The 21,339-nt window shown below is 35.7% G+C and carries 16 protein-coding genes; 11 read left to right on the top strand and 5 right to left on the bottom strand.

The window, feature by feature from the left end:
* Window positions 1-99: 99 nt before the first annotated feature.
* Window positions 100-717: a cytochrome c oxidase subunit 3 gene (locus tag FTRAC_RS10725; protein ID WP_013454271.1), complete on the bottom strand. Its 618-nt coding sequence runs from the start codon at window positions 715-717 to the stop codon at window positions 100-102.
* A 23-nt stretch (window positions 718-740) separates the two neighbouring features.
* Complete coding sequence (locus tag FTRAC_RS10720) at window positions 741-1,085, bottom strand: tRNA-binding protein (protein WP_013454270.1); 345 nt, start codon at window positions 1,083-1,085, stop codon at window positions 741-743.
* Between the two features lie 149 nt (window positions 1,086-1,234).
* On the opposite strand from FTRAC_RS10720, the gene mfd reads away from it, so the two are divergent.
* The 5 genes from mfd (at window position 1,235) to FTRAC_RS10695 (ending at window position 9,263) form a co-directional block, all read left to right on the top strand.
* Window positions 1,235-4,603, top strand: coding sequence for a transcription-repair coupling factor (gene mfd / locus FTRAC_RS10715; protein WP_013454269.1), 3,369 nt, complete (start codon window positions 1,235-1,237; stop codon window positions 4,601-4,603).
* A gap of 71 nt (window positions 4,604-4,674) precedes the next feature.
* Window positions 4,675-6,021 carry a DNA cytosine methyltransferase gene (locus FTRAC_RS10710; protein WP_013454268.1) on the top strand — a complete coding sequence of 449 codons (1,347 nt, stop codon included), beginning with the start codon at window positions 4,675-4,677 and terminating at the stop codon, window positions 6,019-6,021.
* A gap of 3 nt (window positions 6,022-6,024) precedes the next feature.
* Window positions 6,025-7,107: a hypothetical protein gene (locus tag FTRAC_RS10705; RefSeq protein WP_013454267.1), complete on the top strand. Its 1,083-nt coding sequence runs from the start codon at window positions 6,025-6,027 to the stop codon at window positions 7,105-7,107.
* Between the two features lies 1 nt (window position 7,108).
* Complete coding sequence (gpmI, locus tag FTRAC_RS10700; protein WP_041650619.1) at window positions 7,109-8,629, top strand: 2,3-bisphosphoglycerate-independent phosphoglycerate mutase; 1,521 nt, start codon at window positions 7,109-7,111, stop codon at window positions 8,627-8,629.
* Between the two features lie 55 nt (window positions 8,630-8,684).
* Entirely contained in the window at window positions 8,685-9,263 is a 579-nt protein-coding gene (locus FTRAC_RS10695; protein ID WP_013454265.1) for a hypothetical protein, read from the top strand.
* Between the two features lie 349 nt (window positions 9,264-9,612).
* Here the strand turns inward: FTRAC_RS10695 and FTRAC_RS10690 are convergent, their stop codons facing one another.
* Complete coding sequence (locus FTRAC_RS10690) at window positions 9,613-13,293, bottom strand: lamin tail domain-containing protein (RefSeq protein WP_013454264.1); 3,681 nt, start codon at window positions 13,291-13,293, stop codon at window positions 9,613-9,615.
* A gap of 106 nt (window positions 13,294-13,399) precedes the next feature.
* Between FTRAC_RS10690 and FTRAC_RS10685 the strand changes: the two genes are divergently transcribed.
* The 3 genes from FTRAC_RS10685 (at window position 13,400) to FTRAC_RS10675 (ending at window position 16,398) form a co-directional block, all read left to right on the top strand.
* Window positions 13,400-14,410, top strand: a complete 1,011-nt coding sequence (locus tag FTRAC_RS10685; RefSeq protein ID WP_013454263.1) for an aspartate-semialdehyde dehydrogenase — start codon at window positions 13,400-13,402, stop codon at window positions 14,408-14,410.
* Entirely contained in the window at window positions 14,394-15,584 is a 1,191-nt protein-coding gene (locus tag FTRAC_RS10680) for a THUMP-like domain-containing protein (RefSeq protein ID WP_013454262.1), read from the top strand. Before FTRAC_RS10685 ends, FTRAC_RS10680 begins: the two co-directional genes overlap by 17 nt.
* A 430-nt stretch (window positions 15,585-16,014) precedes the next feature.
* A complete protein-coding gene (locus tag FTRAC_RS10675; protein WP_013454261.1) occupies window positions 16,015-16,398 on the top strand; it encodes a hypothetical protein in 384 nt (127 codons plus the stop codon).
* Between the two features lie 42 nt (window positions 16,399-16,440).
* On the opposite strand, the gene FTRAC_RS10670 is transcribed toward FTRAC_RS10675, so the two are convergent.
* On the bottom strand, window positions 16,441-17,340 hold the full coding sequence (locus FTRAC_RS10670; protein ID WP_013454260.1) for a 1-aminocyclopropane-1-carboxylate deaminase/D-cysteine desulfhydrase: 900 nt from the start codon (window positions 17,338-17,340) through the stop codon (window positions 16,441-16,443).
* Window positions 17,341-17,411: 71 nt separating this feature from the next.
* Between FTRAC_RS10670 and FTRAC_RS10665 the strand changes: the two genes are divergently transcribed.
* Window positions 17,412-18,548, top strand: coding sequence for a DUF6340 family protein (locus FTRAC_RS10665; protein ID WP_013454259.1), 1,137 nt, complete (start codon window positions 17,412-17,414; stop codon window positions 18,546-18,548).
* 84 nt (window positions 18,549-18,632) lie between these two features.
* Here FTRAC_RS10665 and rlmB read toward each other — a convergent pair whose 3' ends face one another.
* The gene (rlmB, locus tag FTRAC_RS10660; RefSeq protein ID WP_013454258.1) at window positions 18,633-19,409 is read right to left on the bottom strand and encodes a 23S rRNA (guanosine(2251)-2'-O)-methyltransferase RlmB; all 777 of its coding nucleotides are present in this window, start codon (window positions 19,407-19,409) and stop codon (window positions 18,633-18,635) included.
* Window positions 19,410-19,877: 468 nt separating this feature from the next.
* Between rlmB and FTRAC_RS10655 the strand changes: the two genes are divergently transcribed.
* Complete coding sequence (locus tag FTRAC_RS10655) at window positions 19,878-20,117, top strand: hypothetical protein (RefSeq protein WP_013454257.1); 240 nt, start codon at window positions 19,878-19,880, stop codon at window positions 20,115-20,117.
* Between the two features lie 64 nt (window positions 20,118-20,181).
* Window positions 20,182-21,339 carry a 6-bladed beta-propeller gene (locus tag FTRAC_RS10650; protein ID WP_013454256.1) on the top strand — a complete coding sequence of 386 codons (1,158 nt, stop codon included), beginning with the start codon at window positions 20,182-20,184 and terminating at the stop codon, window positions 21,337-21,339.

Here is a 21,339-nt window from a genome sequence, read left to right as displayed (position 1 = left end):
CTTACAATACAATGAACAAAGCGACACTAAATTGAATTAAAAACCGAAAGTATTTCAGTGCGCTGTTCCCCCTTTCGGGGCTAGGGGGCTGGAGCTGGGCTAAAGAAAAATCCAAAAACTTAATATCAAAATAGCCCACAAAATACCCAGAAAGTGCCAGCCTTTGGTGAGCAGTTCATATTTCAAATGCCAAAAGGGATTCGTTTCGGCTATCAGATATTGAACAGGATCTTTAGAAATTCTTTGCGTTTGGAGGATTAGATATCCTAAGTAAGTATGAGCTGCTAAAAAGTGAAGAGCGTGCACGCCAGTCAGGACATAAAAAAAGGAAGAGGTTACGTCAGATGAAAATAGTACGTCTGATTCCCTCAAGGCTTTCCAGCCTAGAAACTGACATAAAGCAAAGCCTAAGCCCAAAAAGAAAGTGAATCGCAAGGCGGTTAATAAGGATGAAATCTCTTCGGCTTTGAAAAGACTGTGAATAGGATGAATCATAAAACTAGAAGCCCCAATCAAAACAGTGCTTAAGGCAAAAACTGCAGGGATTTCAATGTCTTTTTGCCCTTCATTTCCCAAGCTCATAAAAAATGAAAAAAGAAGAAATAAAAAGATTAAAGAGCTTCCCAATAAGCTCAAAATAAAAATCATTTTATAAGGGTGCATTTTCTCTACCCTTTCAAAAAATGATAAATCCTCTTTTTTCGTATTCTTATCCATTTCTTTAAAACACTTTTGCTTATTTATCCAATTCTTAATCCATTTTTGGCGTCTTTATCAACGCTTAACAAACTAATTTCGTCTCCATCCACTGCTCCTAAAACCAAACATTCACTCATGAAGTTCGCAATTTGTTTAGGCGGAAAATTAACAACCGCTACTATTTTCTTACCTGGTAAATCATCCAGACTATAGAGATTGGTAATCTGAGCGGAAGTTTTTCTCATTCCCAACTGACCAAAATCAATTTGCAATTTGTAGGCAGGCTTTTTGGCTTTAGGGAATTCCTCCGCTTTAACTACTGTGCCAACCCGCATTTCGATCTTGGAAAAATCATCCCAGTTGATTTCTTTAGTCTCTTCATTCATAACTCTTTGTAATGCGTTTAGTTATTTTATTGTTAAATCCTTCTGTGAAAGTTGAACTATGCCCCATTCCCATTAGTTTGTTTTACCTTTGCAGGGTGTTTACGAATTTAGAACGAAAAAGTGAGCACAAAATTTAAATAGCACATAAATTGAAGATTAAAGACTTTCTAAAATTATATAGAGATGATGCCATCTTGCAAACGATGGTGGCTTCCCTCAAACCCAATGAAGACCAGACTATCCAATTTAAAGGATTAGTGGGTAGTTTGGATGCCATAGCCGTTGCGGTTTCACATCTATTAAATCATCAGAACCAGCTTATTATTTTGCATGATAAGGAGGAAGCCGCTTATTTTCAAAATGACTTGCAAAACCTTTTAGATTTTAAAGAGCCTCTGCTTTTTCCCACTTCTTACAAAAGACCCTATCAGTTTGATGATATAGAAAATGCCAATGTGCTAATGAGAGCGGAAATTTTAAACCGCATCAATAACAAATCCTCCACAGGAGAAATTATTGTGTCCTATCCGGAGGCACTTTCTGAAAAAGTAATCAATAAAAAATCATTAAAGTTAAATACCTTCTCTGCCAAAGTAGGGGAAAGTTTGGATGTGGAATTCATTGCAGAATTATTACAGACTTACGATTTTGAGCCTACTGATTTTGTGTACGAACCCGGGCAATATGCCATTCGTGGGGGTATTATAGACATCTTTTCCTATGCCAGTGATGAACCCTACAGAATAGAATTATTCGGGAACGAAATTGATAGCATTCGAACATTTGACGTTGCTTCCCAACTTTCTACCGACACAGTAAAACAAATCAATATTATTCCCAATGTGCAAACGAAGCTATTGGAAGAAAGCAGAGAATCTTTACTGGAATACATTCCTAACAATACAAAAATATGGTTCAAGGATTATAAGCAAACGTTAGATGTGCTAGCGCAATACTACGACAAAGCTTCACAGTCTTTCAAAGAAATATTGGAAACCACACAGCAAACGAAAGTGGTCCTAGAGCCCCATATGTTATTTGAAACGCCCGACAGTTTCAAAAAAGGACTGGAAAAATATCTAAAAATAGAATTTGGCAATCGTTTTTATTTAAAGGCAAATCAGGAATTTGAATATCAAGCGAAACCACAACCTTCATTCAATAAAAATTTTGATTTGATAGCGGATAATCTTTCTAGCAACCAAGAAGCGGGATTAATCAATATCATTTCTTCGGAATCTTTAACGCAAACCGAGCGACTGAAAAATATCTTTGAAGAAATTGATCCCTTCATCAAGTTTCAGTCTTTGCCCCACACTTTAAGGGCTGGATTTATTGATGAACAATTAAAACTAGCCTGCTATACAGATCATCAGATATTTGAGCGTTTCCACCGATATAAAACTAAAGACAAGCAAAGCAAATCCAAAGCCATCACCATTCGTGAGTTGAAAAACCTTCAGCCGGGAGATTTTGTGACCCATATTGATTATGGTGTGGGGCGTTTTGCCGGGATGGATAAGGTGGACAATAATGGTAAGAAGCAGGAAGTCATCCGTTTAATATATCGTGATAATGATTTGCTTTATGTCAGCATTCATGCCCTCCACAAAATTTCAAAATACAGTGGAAAAGAAGGGAGCACTCCGAGCATAAGCAAATTAGGTTCACCTGAATGGGAAAATAAAAAGAAGAAAGCCAAAAAGCAGGTTAAGGACATTGCAAAAGATTTAATTGAGCTTTATGCAAAAAGAAAATCGGCTCCTGGTTTTGCATGCAATGATGATAGTTTCCTTCAGGCCGAATTAGAATCCTCTTTTATTTATGAAGATACACCCGACCAGGCCAAATCCACAGCGGACGTAAAATCAGATATGGAACAGCCACATCCTATGGACCGGTTGGTCTGCGGTGATGTAGGATTCGGGAAAACAGAAGTTGCTATTCGAGCGGCTTTCAAAGCGGTGGATAACAATAAACAAGTCGCGGTTTTAGTGCCGACCACCATTTTAGCCATGCAGCATTTCAGAACTTTCTCGGAAAGACTGGAAAAAATGCCGGTTACAGTAGAGTACATCAACCGATTTAAATCCACGAAACAGATAAAAGAAATTCTAAAACGCACCGAGGAAGGAAAAGTGGACATTCTTATCGGAACGCATCGAATTGTAAACAAAGATGTGAAATTTAAGGATTTGGGCTTATTGGTGATTGACGAAGAGCAAAAATTTGGGGTTTCGGTAAAGGATAAACTCAAGCAGTTCCGCGTTAATGTTGATGTTCTGACCCTAACAGCCACCCCAATTCCACGAACATTGCATTTCAGTTTGATGGGAGCTCGGGATTTGAGCGTAATTCAGACGCCTCCACCTAACCGGCAGCCCGTCACCACTGCTCTCCATACTTTTAATGAAGAAATATTAAGAGATGCTATCGCTTTTGAGTTGCAAAGGGGCGGACAAGTGTTTTTTGTGCACAACCGAATTGGAGATATAGAACAGGTTGGCAATATCATTCTAAAATTAGTGCCTGACGCTCGGATAGGTGTAGCGCACGGCCAAATGGATGGTGCCAAATTGGAGAAAGTAATGATGCGCTTTATTGAAGGAGAATATGATGTGTTGGTTTCTACTAATATCATTGAATCCGGATTGGATATCCCCAATGCGAATACCATCATCATCAATCATGCCCACATGTTTGGCATGTCCGATTTGCACCAAATGCGCGGACGAGTTGGACGTTCCAATAAAAAAGCGTTTTGCTATTTGTTAACTCCGCCAACCATCGGCTTAAGTTCCGATTCCCGAAAAAGGCTGACCACTTTAGAAGAATTTTCCGATTTGGGAGATGGTTTTAAAGTGGCAATGCGAGATTTGGATATCCGTGGAGCTGGGAATATGCTGGGCGCAGAACAGAGTGGGTTTATCACCGATTTAGGTTTTGATATGTATCATAAAATTTTGGATGATGCTGTTGCCGAATTGAAAGAAAGTCATTTTGCCGATTTATTTAAAGATGAATTAGCCAAAAAGGCTAAAATTATCGCTCAAGATTGCACCATAGAAACTGATTTGGAAATTCTGATTCCTGAGGATTATGTGGGCAATATCACGGAAAGATTGAGTCTATATTCTCAATTGGATAATATCAAAAATGAAGAAGAATTAGGCGTTTTTGAAAAATCCATGCAAGACCGTTTTGGACCAATTCCTGAGCCAGTCTATGATTTAATTGAGACTGTTAGGATACGCTGGAAAGCTGAAAGCCTTGGTTTTGAGAAATTGCTAATTAAAAATGGTAGCTTAAAAGCTTATTTCGTGCCAGCCGATAATGAAAAATATTTTAAGTCAGATATTTTCGGCAGAATTTTAACTTTCGTGCAAATGCATTCAAAAAAATGCAAAATGAAAGACTATAAAGGCAGACTAATACTTAAAATAGAGAACATAGAAAATATAGAACAGGCCAAATCGATCATATTTGATATGGCTGGGGAAGAAGTCGGGGCGGTTTAGTTAAACTATATATTGTTTAATAAAGACTATTTTAATAACTTAAATAATCTTGCTTATATTTAACTTTAGGAATGATTAATCAAATCAAAGACAATACTATTAGTAAAGTAAAAGAGCCACAAATTGCCCTTAAACTTCATAATGTCTCCAAAAAAAAGGAGGAGAAAGGCCAATTAAATGTGGTTTCACTTTTTTCTGGTTGTGGTGGAATGGATTTGGGGTTTGAAGGTGGTTTTAAGGTAAAAAAAGAATCTGTTAACGAAATCCTAAATAAAGACTTTATAGAAAGTTTTTGTGCCAATGGTTATATTAAACTAAAAAAAACACGATTTAGAACGACCTTTTCAAATGATATTTTAACAGAGGCAAGAAATGCATGGGTGCATTATTTCAAAAAATCCCAACCTAATCCAGAGGTATTTCATACTGATAGCATAGTGGACTTAGTTAAACTGCATAAATCAGGCGTCAATGTATTCCCTGAAAATGTGGATGTAGTAACAGGCGGTTTTCCATGCCAAGATTTTAGTGTTTCTGGGAAAAGAAATGGCTTCAATTCCAATAAAGACCATAGAGGTAATTTATATTCTGAAAACAACCCCTCTACAGAAACAAGAGGGCATCTTTATATGTGGATGAAGGAAGTCATTGAAATTACTAAACCCAAAATTTTTATTGCTGAAAATGTAAAAGGCTTAGTCAACCTAAAGAACGTAAAAGAGATTATTCAAAAAGATTTTTCAACCATCGGCAAAAATGGATATATAGTTTTAAAACCTAAAGTATTGCATTCTGCTGATTATGGTGTTCCGCAATCAAGAGAGAGGGTTTTCTTTATAGGGATTAAAAAATCTGCATTAAAAAAAGAGGCACTTGAGGCTTTGAGCAATGATTATATTCCTTCTGCTTTTGACCCCTATCCAAGCCCTACTCATTCATTCACAAAAGATGAGCCTTATTTGAAAAAGCCAGTAAGCTTAAATGATATTCTTAATGGTTTGGAAGAACCTGAGCAGTCCGATGACTTATCTCAAAGACACTATTCCAAAGCCAAGTTTATGGGGAAGCATTGTCAAGGTCAAACAGAAGTAAAATTAAACCATATTGGCCCCACAATCAGAGCTGAACATCATGGCAATATTGAATTCAGAAGGTTATCCATTGAAAACGGAGGAAAAAATCTTAGTGAATTAAGAAACGGATTAGCTGAAAGAAGATTAACCCCAAGGGAATGTGCATTAATTCAAACATTTCCTTCAGATTATGAATTTGTAATCGAAAACAAAAACGGCAGGAAAGGCTCTTATTTAGTAAGTCCCTCTAAAGCTTATAAATTAATTGGGAATGCTGTACCTCCACTACTTGCATATAATATTGCTAAAAGAATTGAGGAAGTTTGGGATAACTATTTCATTTAAGGCATGGTGATTTCTTTAAATTCTGATTCAAATCTGGAAGATTTCGAACATCTCTTAGAAAAGACTGTAAATGAATTGAATGTTCTTTCAAAAGATTCGAAAAACTCGATTGAAAAATTAAGCGGTATTAAATTGGAACCGTACATAAAGGAAATAATGGCTAAAAATGCTATTGGGACAGCATTTGAAAACACCATAGAATTAATAGGAGGACAAAAATTTCCCGATATAATTGCCAATAAATATTTTGGGGTTGAGGTTAAAACTACCACTAAAAATCATTGGAAAACGACCGGAAATAGTGTACTGGAATCCACAAGAGTTGAGGATGTGGAAAGAATTTTTATGTTATTTGGAAAATTAGGAGAGCCAATAGAATTTAAATTTAGAAAATATGAAGAATGTTTAGCTGAGGTGGTAGTTACACATTCTCCAAGATATTTGATCGATATGGAGCTTGAAGAGGGGAAAACAATTTTTGACAAAATTAAAATCCCTTACGATGAAATTAGAATGAAAAGCAAACCTATTCAGCCTATTGTTAATTATTATAAAAATAGATTGAAACCTGGTCAGGATTTATGGTGGATAGGGGAAGATGATGACTCATCGAAAACTTTTGTCATCAATATTTGGAAAAACTTATCGCAAGATCACAAATCTGAATTGATGATAAAATCAATGATATATTTTCCTGAAATATTTGGTAATAGCAATGATAAATTTGCGCGAATTGCAATCTGGCTCGTTAAAGAAAAGTCAATCGTTTGTCCTAATTTGAGGGATGTTTTTACTGCAGGCGGAAAAAAGGATTTCAAATATAAAAACCATAAACTAAAAAAAATACCCAAGATATATTTTAACCTATTGAACAATATTCAATCAGTTTTTAATCACATTACTGAGACTGATGAGGAAAAATTGTCAGGATTTTGGAACACACCAACAAATGAAAATTCAAAAATTGATGATTGGATAGAATTAATATTAATTAATGCTAATTTTCTTTTAAAGGGTAAATTAGACACTTATGAATTGATTTTACATCAAATGAAATCAGATTATTTAAATAATGACCTACAATAACATGAACAAAAAAGTAATCTTAATGATATTGGATGGCTGGGGCATAGCCACCAACAAAGAAGTTTCTGCAATAGACAAAGCTAACACGCCTTTCGTGGATAGCCTCTATGGAAAATATAAAAACAGTAAACTTGATGCCTCTGGTCTGGCAGTGGGCTTGCCCGAAGGACAGATGGGAAATTCTGAAGTAGGCCACATGAACATTGGTGCCGGTCGAATCGTCTATCAGGATTTAGTGAAAATCAATAAAGCAATAGAAGAAAAGTCTATTAAAGAAAACCCCGTTTGGTCAGAAGCGATGAGCTATGCCAAACAAAATAATAAAAAAGTCCATTTCATTGGTTTAGTATCTGATGGTGGGGTTCATTCTCATATCGGGCATTTGAAAGGTTTAATGACTTTAGCTCATGAAGAAGGCGTAAAAGAGTTATTTGTACATGCTTTTTCTGATGGACGAGATACTGACCCAAATGGCGGCAAAGCTTATCTGGAAGATGTAGAGAAGCATGCAAAAGAAACTGGGGCCAAAATAGCTTCTGTTACAGGTCGCTACTATGCAATGGATCGTGATAACAGATGGGAAAGAGTAAAATTAGCTTATGATGCGATGGTTCATGGCGAAGGAAAGCAAACTGAGTCCATTTCAGATGCTATTCAAGCTTCCTATGATGAAGACGTGACGGATGAGTTCATCAAACCTATTATCAATACAGAAAACGGAGAGCCAATTGCAAAAATTGAAGAGGGGGATGTAGTCATCTCTTTTAATTTCAGAACTGATAGAGGTAGAGAGATAACCCAAGCTTTAACTCAAAAAGCATTCCATGAGCAAAACATGCATCCTTTAGATCTGCATTATATTACCATGACTAAATATGATGATACATTTAAAGGGGTGAAAGTGCTTTTTGAAAAAGATAATTTGACCAACACTTTAGGTGAGGTGCTGGAAAAAAACGGTAAAAAGCAGATTAGAATTGCCGAAACTGAAAAGTATCCTCACGTAACATTTTTCTTTTCCGGTGGTCGAGAGACTGAATTTGAAGGGGAAAATCGTATTATGTGCCCATCACCAAAGGTGGCTACTTATGACTTACAGCCCGAAATGAGTGCAGGAGACATTCGTGATAAAATTATCCCTGAATTAAAAAAAGGAGAAGCTGATTTCGTTTGCTTGAATTTTGCAAATCCTGATATGGTGGGACATACCGGAGTATTCGAAGCAGCCGTGAAAGCTTGTGAAACAGTGGATAGTTGTGCTAAATTAGTGACTGAAGCAGCTATGGAAAATGGCTATGCAACCATTGTTATTGCTGACCACGGAAATTCCGATTATATGGTGAATGAAGACGGGAGTCCAAATACTGCTCACACGACCAACTTAGTGCCTTGTATTTTGGTTGACCCTGGTTTTGATGGCACCATTAAAGACGGTAAATTAGGAGATTTAGCGCCTACTATTTTAAAAATTATGGATGTTGAAATCCCTAAAGAAATGACGGGCGATATTCTGATCAATTAATAAATCTAAAAGGGGTTTGAAAAAACAAATCCCTTTCAATTTTCATTTATAAAATATGAAAAACCTCAACAGTATTCTTTTTGCAATTATTATAGTTTCCTTTTTTGCTTGCGAAACAGCAGTAAGGGAAAAACCCATCAATGAGTATTATGATGTGGATGGCTTAATTGACAAACAGTCCCAATTACTGACTGAACTACAACCGACTATTGAAAAGTCTATAGAAGTAGATGGAAAACAAGAGACTGACACTATGGAATTCGATTCAATAGGTTGGAAAAATGAATTGGAAGTTTTCAAATTAGCGGACATCAATAAGCCTACTTTATATGATGCTTATGAAGCTACAGAGGAGCAGACCAGCGAGGGAAAAATCTGGCGATATACCACTGAAAAACCATCTTTAGGAATAGAGTATTTATATTTATACTTCGACAGTGATAGTACGGTAACCAAACTGGAAGCCCGCTATCATGAAAATAACGCACTTTATGTTTCAGAAAGAAATTTTGAAATCAACTTCAAAAAATCTGAAGACTATAGTGTTTTAGACTCTTACAAAATCTACGGTCGTCAAAAAATGGCCATGAAAGATGAGGTGATTTTTTCTATTGAGAGTGAAGTGGTTGAATGATCAGTACGAAAACAAAAAGTCCTTGCTACATGATTTATCTTAGTCTAATTATTTTTCACTGTCCGTCATTTCTACGAAGGCAGGAATCTATCCATTTTAATCTATGATTAGATATTAATAAGAAACTATCCATGGGTTTGTTTAGATAATAAAGTCTCTGCTTTACAAAAGCTTATTGAAATTTCGTTTCAATAAGAAAAGATTCCTGCCTTCGCAGGACTGACGCTCCGATTTAATTTTGTATTTCAGTTTAAATCAATACTTCTTTGAACTCAAGACAACAATATCAAATTAAAAAACCAGAGAAATTCCTAGCGATTTTCCCCCATTGGGGGTTAAGGGGCTGGGTCTAAAACCCCACAGCTACTCGTTCCTTCACCACCCTCTTATTTCCCTCCGCTGTGAAAAGCTCAAAATAAATAATATAATAACCAGTTCTTACTTTTCTGCCATCAAAATCTACTCCATCCCAGCGGAAAAAACCAGTATTGCTGAGGGTTTCATTATTAGCTAGGGTATTAACCATGGTACCTTTCATATCAAATATTTTTACTGTTGCTTTTGTTCCAGCATCATCTAATCTGTAATTGATTAAAGTGAAATTTCTGCCGGGCTGATTATGCGCAAAGGTTTTTGGATTGGCTTCAATATTTCCAAAACTCGTATTTTCATCCGTCAGTTGGGAATTTTCCTTACCCGGTGTGGCATAACCTACCGCTGATGCAGCGGAGTTCCATGAATCCGCTTCATTGATTGGCGCTTCGGGATGAATTCTTTCTAATGAAACTCCATCCACTGTGCGTAAAAAAGGCAAATGCAAGTCATCTGAATATTCTAAATATTCCTCCAATTCTTTATTGGCTGAAGTTATTCTCACTATTCCTTCTCCATTAGTCAATGTAGGCAAGTTGGCTTCTACTATATTTCCCTCATTATGAGATGTAGGATAATCTTTAATGATACTTGTTTTATCAGGTGTTAAGGCCAAGTATTGTCCCGGTGCAATGATTATATTTTCATTTTCCAGAATCACATTTTCATCGCTATTACCTTCTACTGTCCAACCGCTGAGATTAATATATTTATCAGAAATATTAAGCAATTCTATAAAATCTGCGCCACCAGATTTTTGATCATAGAGCACCTCATTCAATACCAGATCTCCCTGTTGAGGTAGTTCTGCTAAAGCAAAATTCACTTGATTAGCATTAGAATTAATAATATTTCCGACACAATCCGTTAGATTATTAGTATTTAAACTGTAGCGAACTTTTACTTTTAATTCTTCTGCAAGGGTTAGTTTTATTGAACTCAAATCAAGCATTTCTGCGCTTTCAATTTGAATGGAAGGGCTGATACGAAATTGATTTCTTCGAATTTGGGTTATGTCAATTACCTCATTAAAATAGGCAAATACTGTTTTTGGATTAGGAGCAAAAGCTTTTTCCAGCTCAGGACCAGATTGGTCTATATTTTCTTCTGTCACCGAATTTTCCATTCCTGGCGTCCCCTGTGCATCGGCTATAGATGCTCTCCAATTCGAAATGCCCAAGCACGGATTTCGGACATCAACCATTTCCAACGACCAACCTCCCTCATCATATTTAATATTTTCTTTATACCACTGATCACTATAAAAGGCTTGATTGATAATGGTCTCATCGGTTATTAACTGTAGATCATCTCCTCTATTATTCAGATTGGGCCAAGGGCTTAAACCAATTACTTGAGCATAAGGGTTCAAATCTTCTACAGCCGAACTAGGGGCTAAGAGCAAATACTCCCCAGCTTCAATATAATTCAAACCTAATGAGACAGTATCTCGCTCATCCATATATTTTACATCCACAAGAGACAATAATTCATCAGTCGAATTGTAAATTTCCAAATATTGTCTGTTGGGCAGTTCCTGATCCTGATTAGGATTGGCCATAATTTCTGTGATGATGAGTTCATTAAAACCCGGCTTGGCAGGGCTTACCAAAATAATCTCTTCTTGAAAATCAAATATTGGGTTTCCCGATAAATCGGATACCCCATCTATTTTTAAATTATAAGGAAAACCAGCTATCCAATCATTTCCCCATATCAAGACCACTTGGTTTTCACTCCATAGCCTGGCCTCATGCAGATTAATTTGAGGAGATAAAGCATAGTTTTCAGTATTTTCTGCACTTACTGTATCCAATGACTCATTAAAGGTTAAAAGCAATAGAGAATCGGCTAGGAATAGTAAAGAATCCAGTTGTGGTGGTAGGATATCATATAAAAAGCTTGAAGATAGATTTGTGGAAATATTTCCGTGACAATCTTCGACTTCGCTAATATTGAGTTCGTAGTTAATCTGATTCACCAGCTCACTCGCTAAATTCAATTTTACTAAATTATCGGCTTCCTCCACCAAAACTTCTGAGATATCATTTCCAGGAGTCAGATTATACTCTGCATCCAATAAGGAATTTGAATTCATGCTTTTATTAAATTGTAATTCTAATTGAGTGGAGGAAGTTGCTATTACTGAAAGGATCTCTGGAGCATTACCGGTAAATTCTAAATCTAATACGCTATTCTGGCTTCCCGGGCTTCCTCCCTGAGTAGCTTCTGAAGCCTTCCAATTCTGTTGGTCAAAACATGCTAAATCAGGATTTATGATTTCCAAAGAATAGCCTCCCTCCGATTTTTCTTCATCTTGATACCAGCTTAAATTATAGCCCAATCTATCAATTTTCACACCTTTAGCATTTGAGATGGTCACACTATCTCCTCCATTATTCAGAGCTCTCCAGGATGAAGGAATTAACACCTCTCCAAACGCTGCATATTTTTCTTCTGCTGAGGAAGGCGCTAAAATCAAATATTCACCAGGATATAAAATATAAGCTGGTAAAATTCCTGTAGAGCTTGTATTATCGGAGATTTCCCAATCATTTAAATCAATAAACTTATCGGAGCGGTTATAAATTTCCACAAATTCCTCATCCGGTAAACCCAAAACTGGAGTAGGATCTGGGAAAAATTCACTAATGATGACATCGCCAATTTCAGCCTGCTCGACTATAAAGTAGAAAAACTCAAGGGTATCGCTTTCAGATACATTTCCTTCTAAATCGCTTATATTTTCAATGGCTAAACTATAATCTAATCCACTTTCAAAATCATTTTCAAATCGCAACCAAACAGTATCCTCCTTATGTTGAATGCTTGCGGCTGATATGTCATTCGGGCTTAAAACATAATTATTTATATCCATTGCTGATAATTCTGCAATTTCCTCTGAAAACAATAACTGAATTTCATTTTCACTTAAAATTTCATATTCCAAAATCTGCGGAGGTATGGTATCAAAAACATAATCTCCCAAATAGACATTATCAAAATAAAAACTAGTGCTTCTGCTGGAAGTAAAATAACAGATAAAACCCAGAGACCCTGGTTCGTTTAAGCTGGCTTCATTTCCAGCGGCAATTGTAGTGAAATTTTCACCTTTGTTTGGATCAACTGCAATTTCCCAATTCGCATCTGCATCCCTTCTCACACGAATGCGAACATCAAAAACAGAGGCAAAATCTCCGTCACCTCCTCTAGAGATTAATGTTTTGTTATCTCCATTTCTATAAAATAGACTGATACCATCATCACTTCCGTTTTCTCCAATTTCCAAATAGTACCCTTCTTGAATGCTCCCTTCATTTTCAAAATCCCGTAAATCGGAAGTGGTACTGGCTAAATAAATTTCCACTTTATTAGAATTGGAAGGACTGAAATCCAAACTCACATCAAAACGCCATTCTTTTTCATCGAGTTTTCCGTTTTCTGCTAATGTGGATAAATGAGCCGGTCTTAATGAATCTTCTTCAAAATTCAGTTGTAATCGAAAGGATTCATTTACAATAAAATCATTGGTATCTCCTGTCCATTCAGGATTATTATTAAAATCACCATCCGAAAAATCATCTTGGAGTAATTGGGCGTTCAGGTTGAAATATGAACAGAAAAATAAAAGACTCAGGGTCAGTAAGTTTTTTATCATCAGGTTTTGGCTTGGTTCTGTTTCAAATATACTATTTTTGCCTCTAAATCATAAAACGAAACAAATTTCTGAGCTAAATTGTAATAGGGATTAAAAAGATATACACATGAAAATAGCTGTTGTAGGCGCCACTGGCTTAGTGGGTGGTGAAATGTTAAAGGTTTTGGATGAAAGAAATGTCCAATTTGATGAATTACTCTTAGTAGCTTCTGCTCGTTCTGCGGGTAAGAAAATGAGCTTTAAGGGTAAGGAATATACCGTTATCACTTTGGAAGAAGCCGTGGAAGCCAAACCTGACTTAGCTTTATTTTCTGCCGGAGGTAATACCTCTTTGGAGTGGGCTCCAAAATTCGAAGAAATTGGGACTGTGGTAATAGACAACAGCTCGGCCTGGAGAATGAATGACCGCATCAAATTGATTGTGCCAGAAATTAATGGTCATGAATTGAAAATTGACCATAGAATTATCGCTAATCCAAATTGCTCTACCATTCAGATGGTCATGGCTTTAGCTCCTTTGCATAAAAAATATAAAATGCAACGCATTGTGGTTTCCACTTATCAATCCGTCACTGGAACGGGAAAGGCAGCGGTTGACCAATTAATGGATGAAAGAGCTGGAAAAGTAGGTGAGAAAGTGTATCCACACCCAATTGATATGAATGCATTACCTCATATAGATGTGTTCATGGAAAATGATTACACCAAAGAGGAAATGAAAATGGTAAACGAAACCAAGAAAATCTTTAGTGATAATTCCATTGGGCTTTCCGCCACATGTGTTCGTTTACCGGTAATGGGCGGACATTCCGAATCTGTCAATGTTACCTTTGAAAATGATTTTGATGTCGCAGAAGTAAAAGAAATTCTAGCCAATACTCCGGGAGTAGTATTGCAAGATGATCCAAAAAATAACCTTTATCCATTACCATTGAATGCACATGGAAAAGACGAGGTTTTTGTTGGTAGAATCAGAAGAGACGAATCGGCTGCTAATACCTTAAATATGTGGATAGTTGCGGATAACCTCCGGAAAGGAGCCGCCACCAATGCCGTACAGATTGCAGAATATATGATTGAGCACAGCTTAGTTCATCCTTATGGAATTGAACGTTAAAAACGAAGAATACTGGAAATTTATAAAAGACCATGAGCAGGATAATCCTGCTCAATTGGTTTTAAAGCAAAAGCAATTTCCTAGTTTACCTTTAAAAGAGCTTGCTTTACAAATTGCGGCCAGACAAAAAGCAAAGACGAAATTACCAGAATGGTATTCTGAAAAAGTTTGGTTCCCACCCAAACTGTCTTTAGAGCAATGCAGCTCTGAGGCTACCGCAAAGTACAAAGCAAATCTAATTTCAGGAAGTAGTTTTGCGGATTTAACGGGTGGTTTTGGAATTGACACCTACTATCTATCCCAAAATTTTGCCAAAAGGCATTATGTAGAACAGCAGCAAAACTTATGTGATTTAGCTGAAAATAATTTTCAGGAACTAGGGGCTGATATTTCTGTTCACAATATAAGTTCAGAGCAATTTCTCTCCTCCATCTCAGACCGTCTTGATTGGATTTACCTTGATCCTGCTAGAAGAGGAGATCGTAACCAGAAAGTTTTTTTATGGGAAGATTGCAGCCCAAACTTAGTAGAGCTTTTGCCGCTAATTTTCGAAAAAGCACAAAACATCTTGGTAAAAGCTGCGCCAATGCAGGACATTAGCCGAGCAATAGCTGAACTTGAAAGTAAAGTTAAATCGGTTTACATCATCGAATGGCAAGGCGAAGTAAAGGAATTACTTTATATTTTAAATAAAGAAGCAGTTGAATATCCGGAAATTCATACAGTTCAATTATCGGATGAAGGAAAGCCTATTTTCTCATTTAACGGGGATAAACTAAAAGAAGAGGAAAGCTCCATCAAGATCGGAATACCTCAACAATTTTTATACGAACCTTCTCCAGTTATGATGAAAGCAGGGTTATTCAAACAATTGGCTCAAAAATTTCAACTTTCGAAGCTACATCCCAATACTCATCTATTTACTTGCCAGGAAATTAAAAAAGATTTTCCGGGCAGGGTTTTCAAAATAGAAAATCAGATTCCAGTGCAAAAAAAGGAGCTGAAAAAATATTTACCTGAAATGAAAGCCAATTTAGCTAGCCGAAATTTTCCTATGCCTATTGCGCAGTTGAAGAAGAAGTTGGGTTTGAAAGATGGCGGGGAGCATTATCTTTTTGCTACCACTATGAAAGGAGAAGAGAAAGCTCTGTTGATATGTGAAAAGGTGAAATAAGCACGATCTGGGAGCTTGCATTAGCTTATTTTTATTGTGAAGTAAGAAATTGATATAAAAATATAAAAGTTTCGGTGGTTTGGAGTAGGTAAAAAAGGCTGGTCTGACTACCTTCTGACCTTTATAGTTCCTTAGGTCAGACGATAGTCAGACCGGATTGAATCAAAATAATAAATCTTAATATAAGTAAAAGCAAAAAAGGAATTCCAAAGTATTTCAGCACCTTCAGTCTATTTGGTGCATCATTCCACCACAGCACCCACCAAGGCTTTATGTAACCCATAAAAAGCGGTATCCCAAAGCAAAACAAAATTAAATCAATATAATACAATTACTTATCCGGTTAAATATAATGGTTATCGAAAAAGGCATTTATGCCTAAACAAAAATAGGCATTTGTGCGATATTTGAATCAAACAAATTTTTTAATATGATCACAATTGCAGAAAATGCGCAGTATTCTTTAAAAGTAGATATCTCTAAAAACAGAGCTTTCTTGAAAATCAATGGTTTCTGGAGAAATAAAGAAGACATTCCTGGCTATCTGCATGATTGGGATGAGGCCATCCATAAATTAACAAAAGACTTTACTTTATTAACAGATGCTACTGATATGACTATCCATCCTGGTGATGTGAGAGATGTTCATTCTAAAGCACAGGAAAAAATCATTAATGCCGGGGTAAAAAAAGTAGCAGAACTGCATAGTAAGAGTGTGGCAAGTATGCAATTGGACGGAGTGTCTAGTGAGAGCGGAATGCCAAAGAAAAATTTTAATAACAAGGAGGAAGCCTTAAAATGGCTTGACGCATAAGTAAGGCTTTAGAAATAGGGCTTGGGAATATGCTCGAGTCAACTATTTATTAACCAAGTCAAATCCAAACCTTTTATTAAAGCCTTCAATACCCTGTAATCCCCCAGAATGAACCGCTAAAATATGGTCATCAGAAGAAATGTTGTCCTTCTTCCATTCCATCATTAGTCCAAACATCATTTTGCCAGTGTAGACGGGGTCAAGAGGAACAGCCGTTTTCTCATAAAATTCAATTATAAAATCTATCAACTCCTGTTTCCATTTAGCATATCCACCGAAGTGATAGAGAATAGACAATTCCCAGTTTTCTTTTTCTTGATCTACTAGATTTCTTAATTCATCTTTGACCCAATCCCCCTTCAAAACTGAAAACCCCAAAATCTTTTGATGACTAGCTTTAGCATTTATTAAGCCTGCCAAAGTCCCTCCAGTTCCAAAACAAGCGGTAATTAAATTATAATGATCAGGAATAAATTCATGGATTTCCGAGGTTCCTGCTATAGCTTTCTCGTTGGTTCCACCTTCAGGAATTATGAAAGGATTGTCGTATTTGTTTTTTAAGTCATTTAAGAAATCTTTTTGATCTTTATTTCGGTAATCTTCTCTATCAATAAAATGCAGTTGCATTCCGTTCTTTATAGCCAGCTCTAAGGTAGGATTATTTACTTTTTCTCCCCTGATTATTCCTATAGATTGAAACCCGCAAGCTTTTGCTGAAATGGCGGTAGCAGCTATATGATTTGAAAAGGCTCCACCAAAAGTCAAGATTTTTTTAAACCCTTTCTTTTCTGCCTCAAGAAAATTATACTTGAGTTTAAAAAACTTGTTTCCTGATGCTCCTTCATGTATTTTGTCTAAGCGAAGTATATCAAATATCAATCCAGCAAACTGAACTCTTTGAATGGGTACATGGTCAGGTGTAAAGAATTTTTTGACAGACATGCGACTAATTTATGGGTAATTAGCTAAATTTATTCTGTTCAACGCATATTTGTTGAAATAAAATTAAATTTATGAAGAGATATTCCATTTTTATAATTCTGTTGGCAATTGGTTTTTCGTCTTGTATGAAATCTGTTTCCATTAATACGCTACGTCCAGCAGATATTACTATTCCCAATGATATACAGTCTATAGTATTAGTGGACAGAACTGCTTACGATAGAGATGCTGTTGGTGTAATTGAAGGTATCCTCACTGGAGAAGGAATTAATGAAGATCAAGATGGTGTGATGGTGATGTTTTCAAGTCTGCAGAATAGCTTAAGGGTTTCTCCTCGTTTTGATGTGATATTAGCATCGGAAAAACTAAGAGGTCAAAATATATTAGGCTCTTTTCCCGACCCACTCGATTGGAGACAGGTAGATCAATTAACTAGAAAGTACAATACAGATGCCTTGTTGGCAATAGAAATATTTGACAGCAACTTTATAGTAACCAATGGGAAAAGGAAGAATACAAGAACTGTTGAAGATAAAGATGGTAATAAAAGAGAAGAAGAATTTACTGAATTTTTTGCTGAAGGCGTTGGAAACACCAGAATAGGTATTCGATTATACGATGCTAAAAATAGAACAGTGATTGATCAGGATATCTATACTCAAAATAAAACTTGGGAAGCTTCAGCTACAAGTTTAAAAGAAGCTTTAGCTCAACTAGTTAGTAAATCACAAGCTACAAAGTATCTAGCCCAGTCTGTTGGCAATACCTATGCTGGCAAAATTGCCCCTATGCCTGTTAGGATTTCTCGTAGTTATTATGCGAAACCTAAAAATAATATTTATTTAAGTAAAGGTGCCAGGCAAGCAAGTGTTAATCAATGGGAATCAGCCATTGATACATGGAAAACTGGTTTAAGAAATTCTAATGATAGGAAGGAGTCAGGCAGAATGGCTTATAATATTGCGGTAGGTTATGAAATCATTGGAGACTTATTTCTGGCACATGAATGGGCTGGAAGATCATATGTTGATTATGGAAATAAAAAAGGGAGAAGTTATGCTAGTCAGCTGAATAACCGCATGATCACTGAGGAGATTTTGGACGAACAATTACGTTTACCAGAACCAAATTCTGAAGGTAATAATAAGGCCAACAGTAAAGAGCAACAAGATAAGCCTACCATTAAGATTAAAATAAAAGACAATTGATTTAATTATTAATTCGTAATTACGAATTAATAATTAGGAACTCTTTAACAATGCATTGAACAAAGTCAATTACTAATTATCCAACTATAAATTATTAATTACACTACGTTGGCGAACCGCTTCAAAAACTGCAATCGCACAAGATACGGAAACATTCAAAGAAGCTATCTTTCCGGTCATGGGAATTTTGGCTAGAAAATCAGCTGTTCTGATTAAATCATTGCTAATTCCATCTTCCTCTGAGCCTAAAATGATGGCTAATGGCTGTGCCATAGGTGTATTATAAATTAAATCTTTCCCTTTTTCCGTGCAAGCCACCACTTGTAAGCCACTTTTCTGCAAATATTCTACAGTGTTTTTCAAACTGTTCTCCCTGCAAACAGGAATATAATGCAATGCTCCAGCAGAAGTTTTTACTGCATCGGAATTTATTTGGGCACTTCCTTTGAATGGAATTACTATCGCATCTACTCCCGCACATTCTGCAGAACGGGCAATGGCGCCAAAGTTTCTCACATCCGTAACTCGATCCAAAATCAAGATCAATGGATCTTTCCCTTTGGCATAAGCTTCATTGATCACATTATCCAAAGAGGCATAACTCACAGCAGAAACCATAGCAATGACTCCTTGGTGATTTTTCATGGTGATGCGATTTAATTTTTCTATAGGGACTTTGGTGAAAGGCACTTTTTGTTCTTTACATAAATCCATCAGCTCACTCACCAAATCATTTCGAACCTCTTTATCAATATAAATATTATCCATTTCCTTGCCGGCATGAATAGCTTCAATGACAGCACGAGTGCCGAAAATATAATCCTTATCGTTAAGTTTTGGTCTTTTGTTAAATGCTGTCATACTATGATAGATTAAATGACAAAACTCCGAATCTATTGTGGGAAATGCTAATTCCTCTTCATAAAATAAATGCTATTTGACGAAAGAGTTCGAAAACTATAACAATCTGCACTGTCATGTTCATACCAAAATTAATACTGAATGGAGATCGTAAATATTTCTCAATACATTCTTTAAATCTTTAAGTCTCTTAATAAATAATTTTTCTAGAAGGTTTTATATAATAATTCTTGAAAATTTCAATAATTAGTTTGGAAAGGTAATTTGTTTTTTTTATTTCGACTATCAACATAATTTTAACTGTAAAAAGTTAAGATTATCTCCGTTTAACTGGAGCAAACCCTTATAAAGCAAATGACTATTATTCCTATCTTGAAGGCGCCAAAAGATATATTTAATTTTCATTTGAATACAATTAAGGGTTAATTGAGTTGATTTAAATTTTTTTTAACCATTAATAAATGTTTTATGAAAAACCTATTAACCTTATTTGCTGTCCTTTTTTTGATAACAGCAAATACACCGACCAAGCTTCAAGCCCAAGATTGTGATGATTGTCAGTATCGTCAGAAAACAGCTGCATGTTTCTCTATTAAACTTGGTGGAAACACAACTGGCGATGGGGCTATTGAAGTTTCATTTGAGGCAGGAGGTCAAGTCAAATGCAAATCAGGATCTGGCTCATGTACGCCTCAGCTTTGTGGATAATTTTTTTAAAACAAGAGCCATAGTTTCAAGGCTCTTGTTTTTCTTATTTCATAAAACATAGTAGATGATTAAGAAGTATTTATATTTAATTGGTATCACATTTCTCTTTTCCTGCTCAAAACAAACCCCACAGGAAAATAAATTAACTAACCAAATACGAATAGACTTAAATGGAGATCAAAGAAAAGAAAGTGTGGATGAATTCATTCATGATTTTAAAGTAGATTTCATAAATGACTCCGTCATTCCTATTGAAGGCTACCCTGACAAAATTATTGAATATGATGATGGACTAATTTTAGTTGACTCAAAAAATGCGCAGGAAATATATGTTTTAAACAACAAACTGCATGTCATAAATATAATTAATGCCTTTGGTGGAGGACCTAAGGAATACCTTGAAATATACGATGTGATTTATATTGCCAAAAAGGAAAAGCTCGTTATAATGGATTTAAAAAAAATGATTGAGTATGATCTTGATGGAAAATTTCTAAGATCAGTGCCATTTAATTATAATCCTGATCGCTTAGATTATTTTGACAATAATTATATTGTTTGGAATGATTCAAGACCTCTTGAACAAGGTAATTTTCATCGCTACAATCTTTTAAACAACGATTATGGGCTAACAGCAAGCCAAATTCCATTTAAATCAATAGAAGAAAAATTTAATCGAGAACCCGCAAGTGCTGTTTTTCAGAACAAAAATGCGATATACTTCTCATCGTGGATGAATGACACTCTTTATTACTTAAACAAAAAGAATCATACTGTAAATAAACTTCTCCTAGACTTTCAATCTAAGTCTGCTAAAGATATCGATCTATCTACCTTTACCAACGCATCTCAGGTAGATGAGTATAATGAGAGAAACCGAACTATTTTGTGGGAATATCCGGCCATGTTAAAGGATTACTTTCTTTCAGTTATTGTAGACAATGGAAAAGTAAAAGTACTACTACAAAATCTTGATAATGGTTCCTATTATTTAAGTCCAAGCAACATGAACATGTTTGATTTATTAATACTAGAAGCACTAATGGAAGAAAATTTAGTCACAAATAATAGCATTAAGTTTTTAGCTGAAATAGAACTTATCCAACAACTTTTTGAAGTTAAAAACGAAAGCGAAAGACTACATTTTAATGAAAAAGATTTTGAAAAACATAGGAAAGCATCATATGCTATTGTAACAATTAATCTTAAAGATAAATTATGA

The sequence above is a fragment of the Marivirga tractuosa DSM 4126 genome, assembly GCF_000183425.1.
GTDB lineage: Bacteria > Bacteroidota > Bacteroidia > Cytophagales > Cyclobacteriaceae > Marivirga > Marivirga tractuosa.
Note: the sequence above shows the minus strand (reverse complement) of the source record. Positions and strands in the feature narration are given on the sequence as shown.

Coding starts and splice junctions, on each gene's coding strand:
- rlmB (WP_013454258.1), bottom strand. CDS start 19,409: ATGACAGCATTTAACAAAAGACCAAAACTTAACGATAAGGATTATATT.
- FTRAC_RS10685 (WP_013454263.1), top strand. CDS start 13,400: ATGAAAATAGCTGTTGTAGGCGCCACTGGCTTAGTGGGTGGTGAAATG.
- gpmI (WP_041650619.1), top strand. CDS start 7,109: ATGAACAAAAAAGTAATCTTAATGATATTGGATGGCTGGGGCATAGCC.
- FTRAC_RS10655 (WP_013454257.1), top strand. CDS start 19,878: ATGAAAAACCTATTAACCTTATTTGCTGTCCTTTTTTTGATAACAGCA.
- FTRAC_RS10705 (WP_013454267.1), top strand. CDS start 6,025: ATGGTGATTTCTTTAAATTCTGATTCAAATCTGGAAGATTTCGAACAT.
- FTRAC_RS10725 (WP_013454271.1), bottom strand. CDS start 717: ATGGATAAGAATACGAAAAAAGAGGATTTATCATTTTTTGAAAGGGTA.
- FTRAC_RS10675 (WP_013454261.1), top strand. CDS start 16,015: ATGATCACAATTGCAGAAAATGCGCAGTATTCTTTAAAAGTAGATATC.
- FTRAC_RS10690 (WP_013454264.1), bottom strand. CDS start 13,293: ATGATAAAAAACTTACTGACCCTGAGTCTTTTATTTTTCTGTTCATAT.
- FTRAC_RS10710 (WP_013454268.1), top strand. CDS start 4,675: ATGATTAATCAAATCAAAGACAATACTATTAGTAAAGTAAAAGAGCCA.
- FTRAC_RS10695 (WP_013454265.1), top strand. CDS start 8,685: ATGAAAAACCTCAACAGTATTCTTTTTGCAATTATTATAGTTTCCTTT.
- FTRAC_RS10665 (WP_013454259.1), top strand. CDS start 17,412: ATGAAGAGATATTCCATTTTTATAATTCTGTTGGCAATTGGTTTTTCG.
- FTRAC_RS10680 (WP_013454262.1), top strand. CDS start 14,394: ATGGAATTGAACGTTAAAAACGAAGAATACTGGAAATTTATAAAAGAC.
- FTRAC_RS10670 (WP_013454260.1), bottom strand. CDS start 17,340: ATGTCTGTCAAAAAATTCTTTACACCTGACCATGTACCCATTCAAAGA.
- FTRAC_RS10720 (WP_013454270.1), bottom strand. CDS start 1,085: ATGAATGAAGAGACTAAAGAAATCAACTGGGATGATTTTTCCAAGATC.
- FTRAC_RS10650 (WP_013454256.1), top strand. CDS start 20,182: ATGATTAAGAAGTATTTATATTTAATTGGTATCACATTTCTCTTTTCC.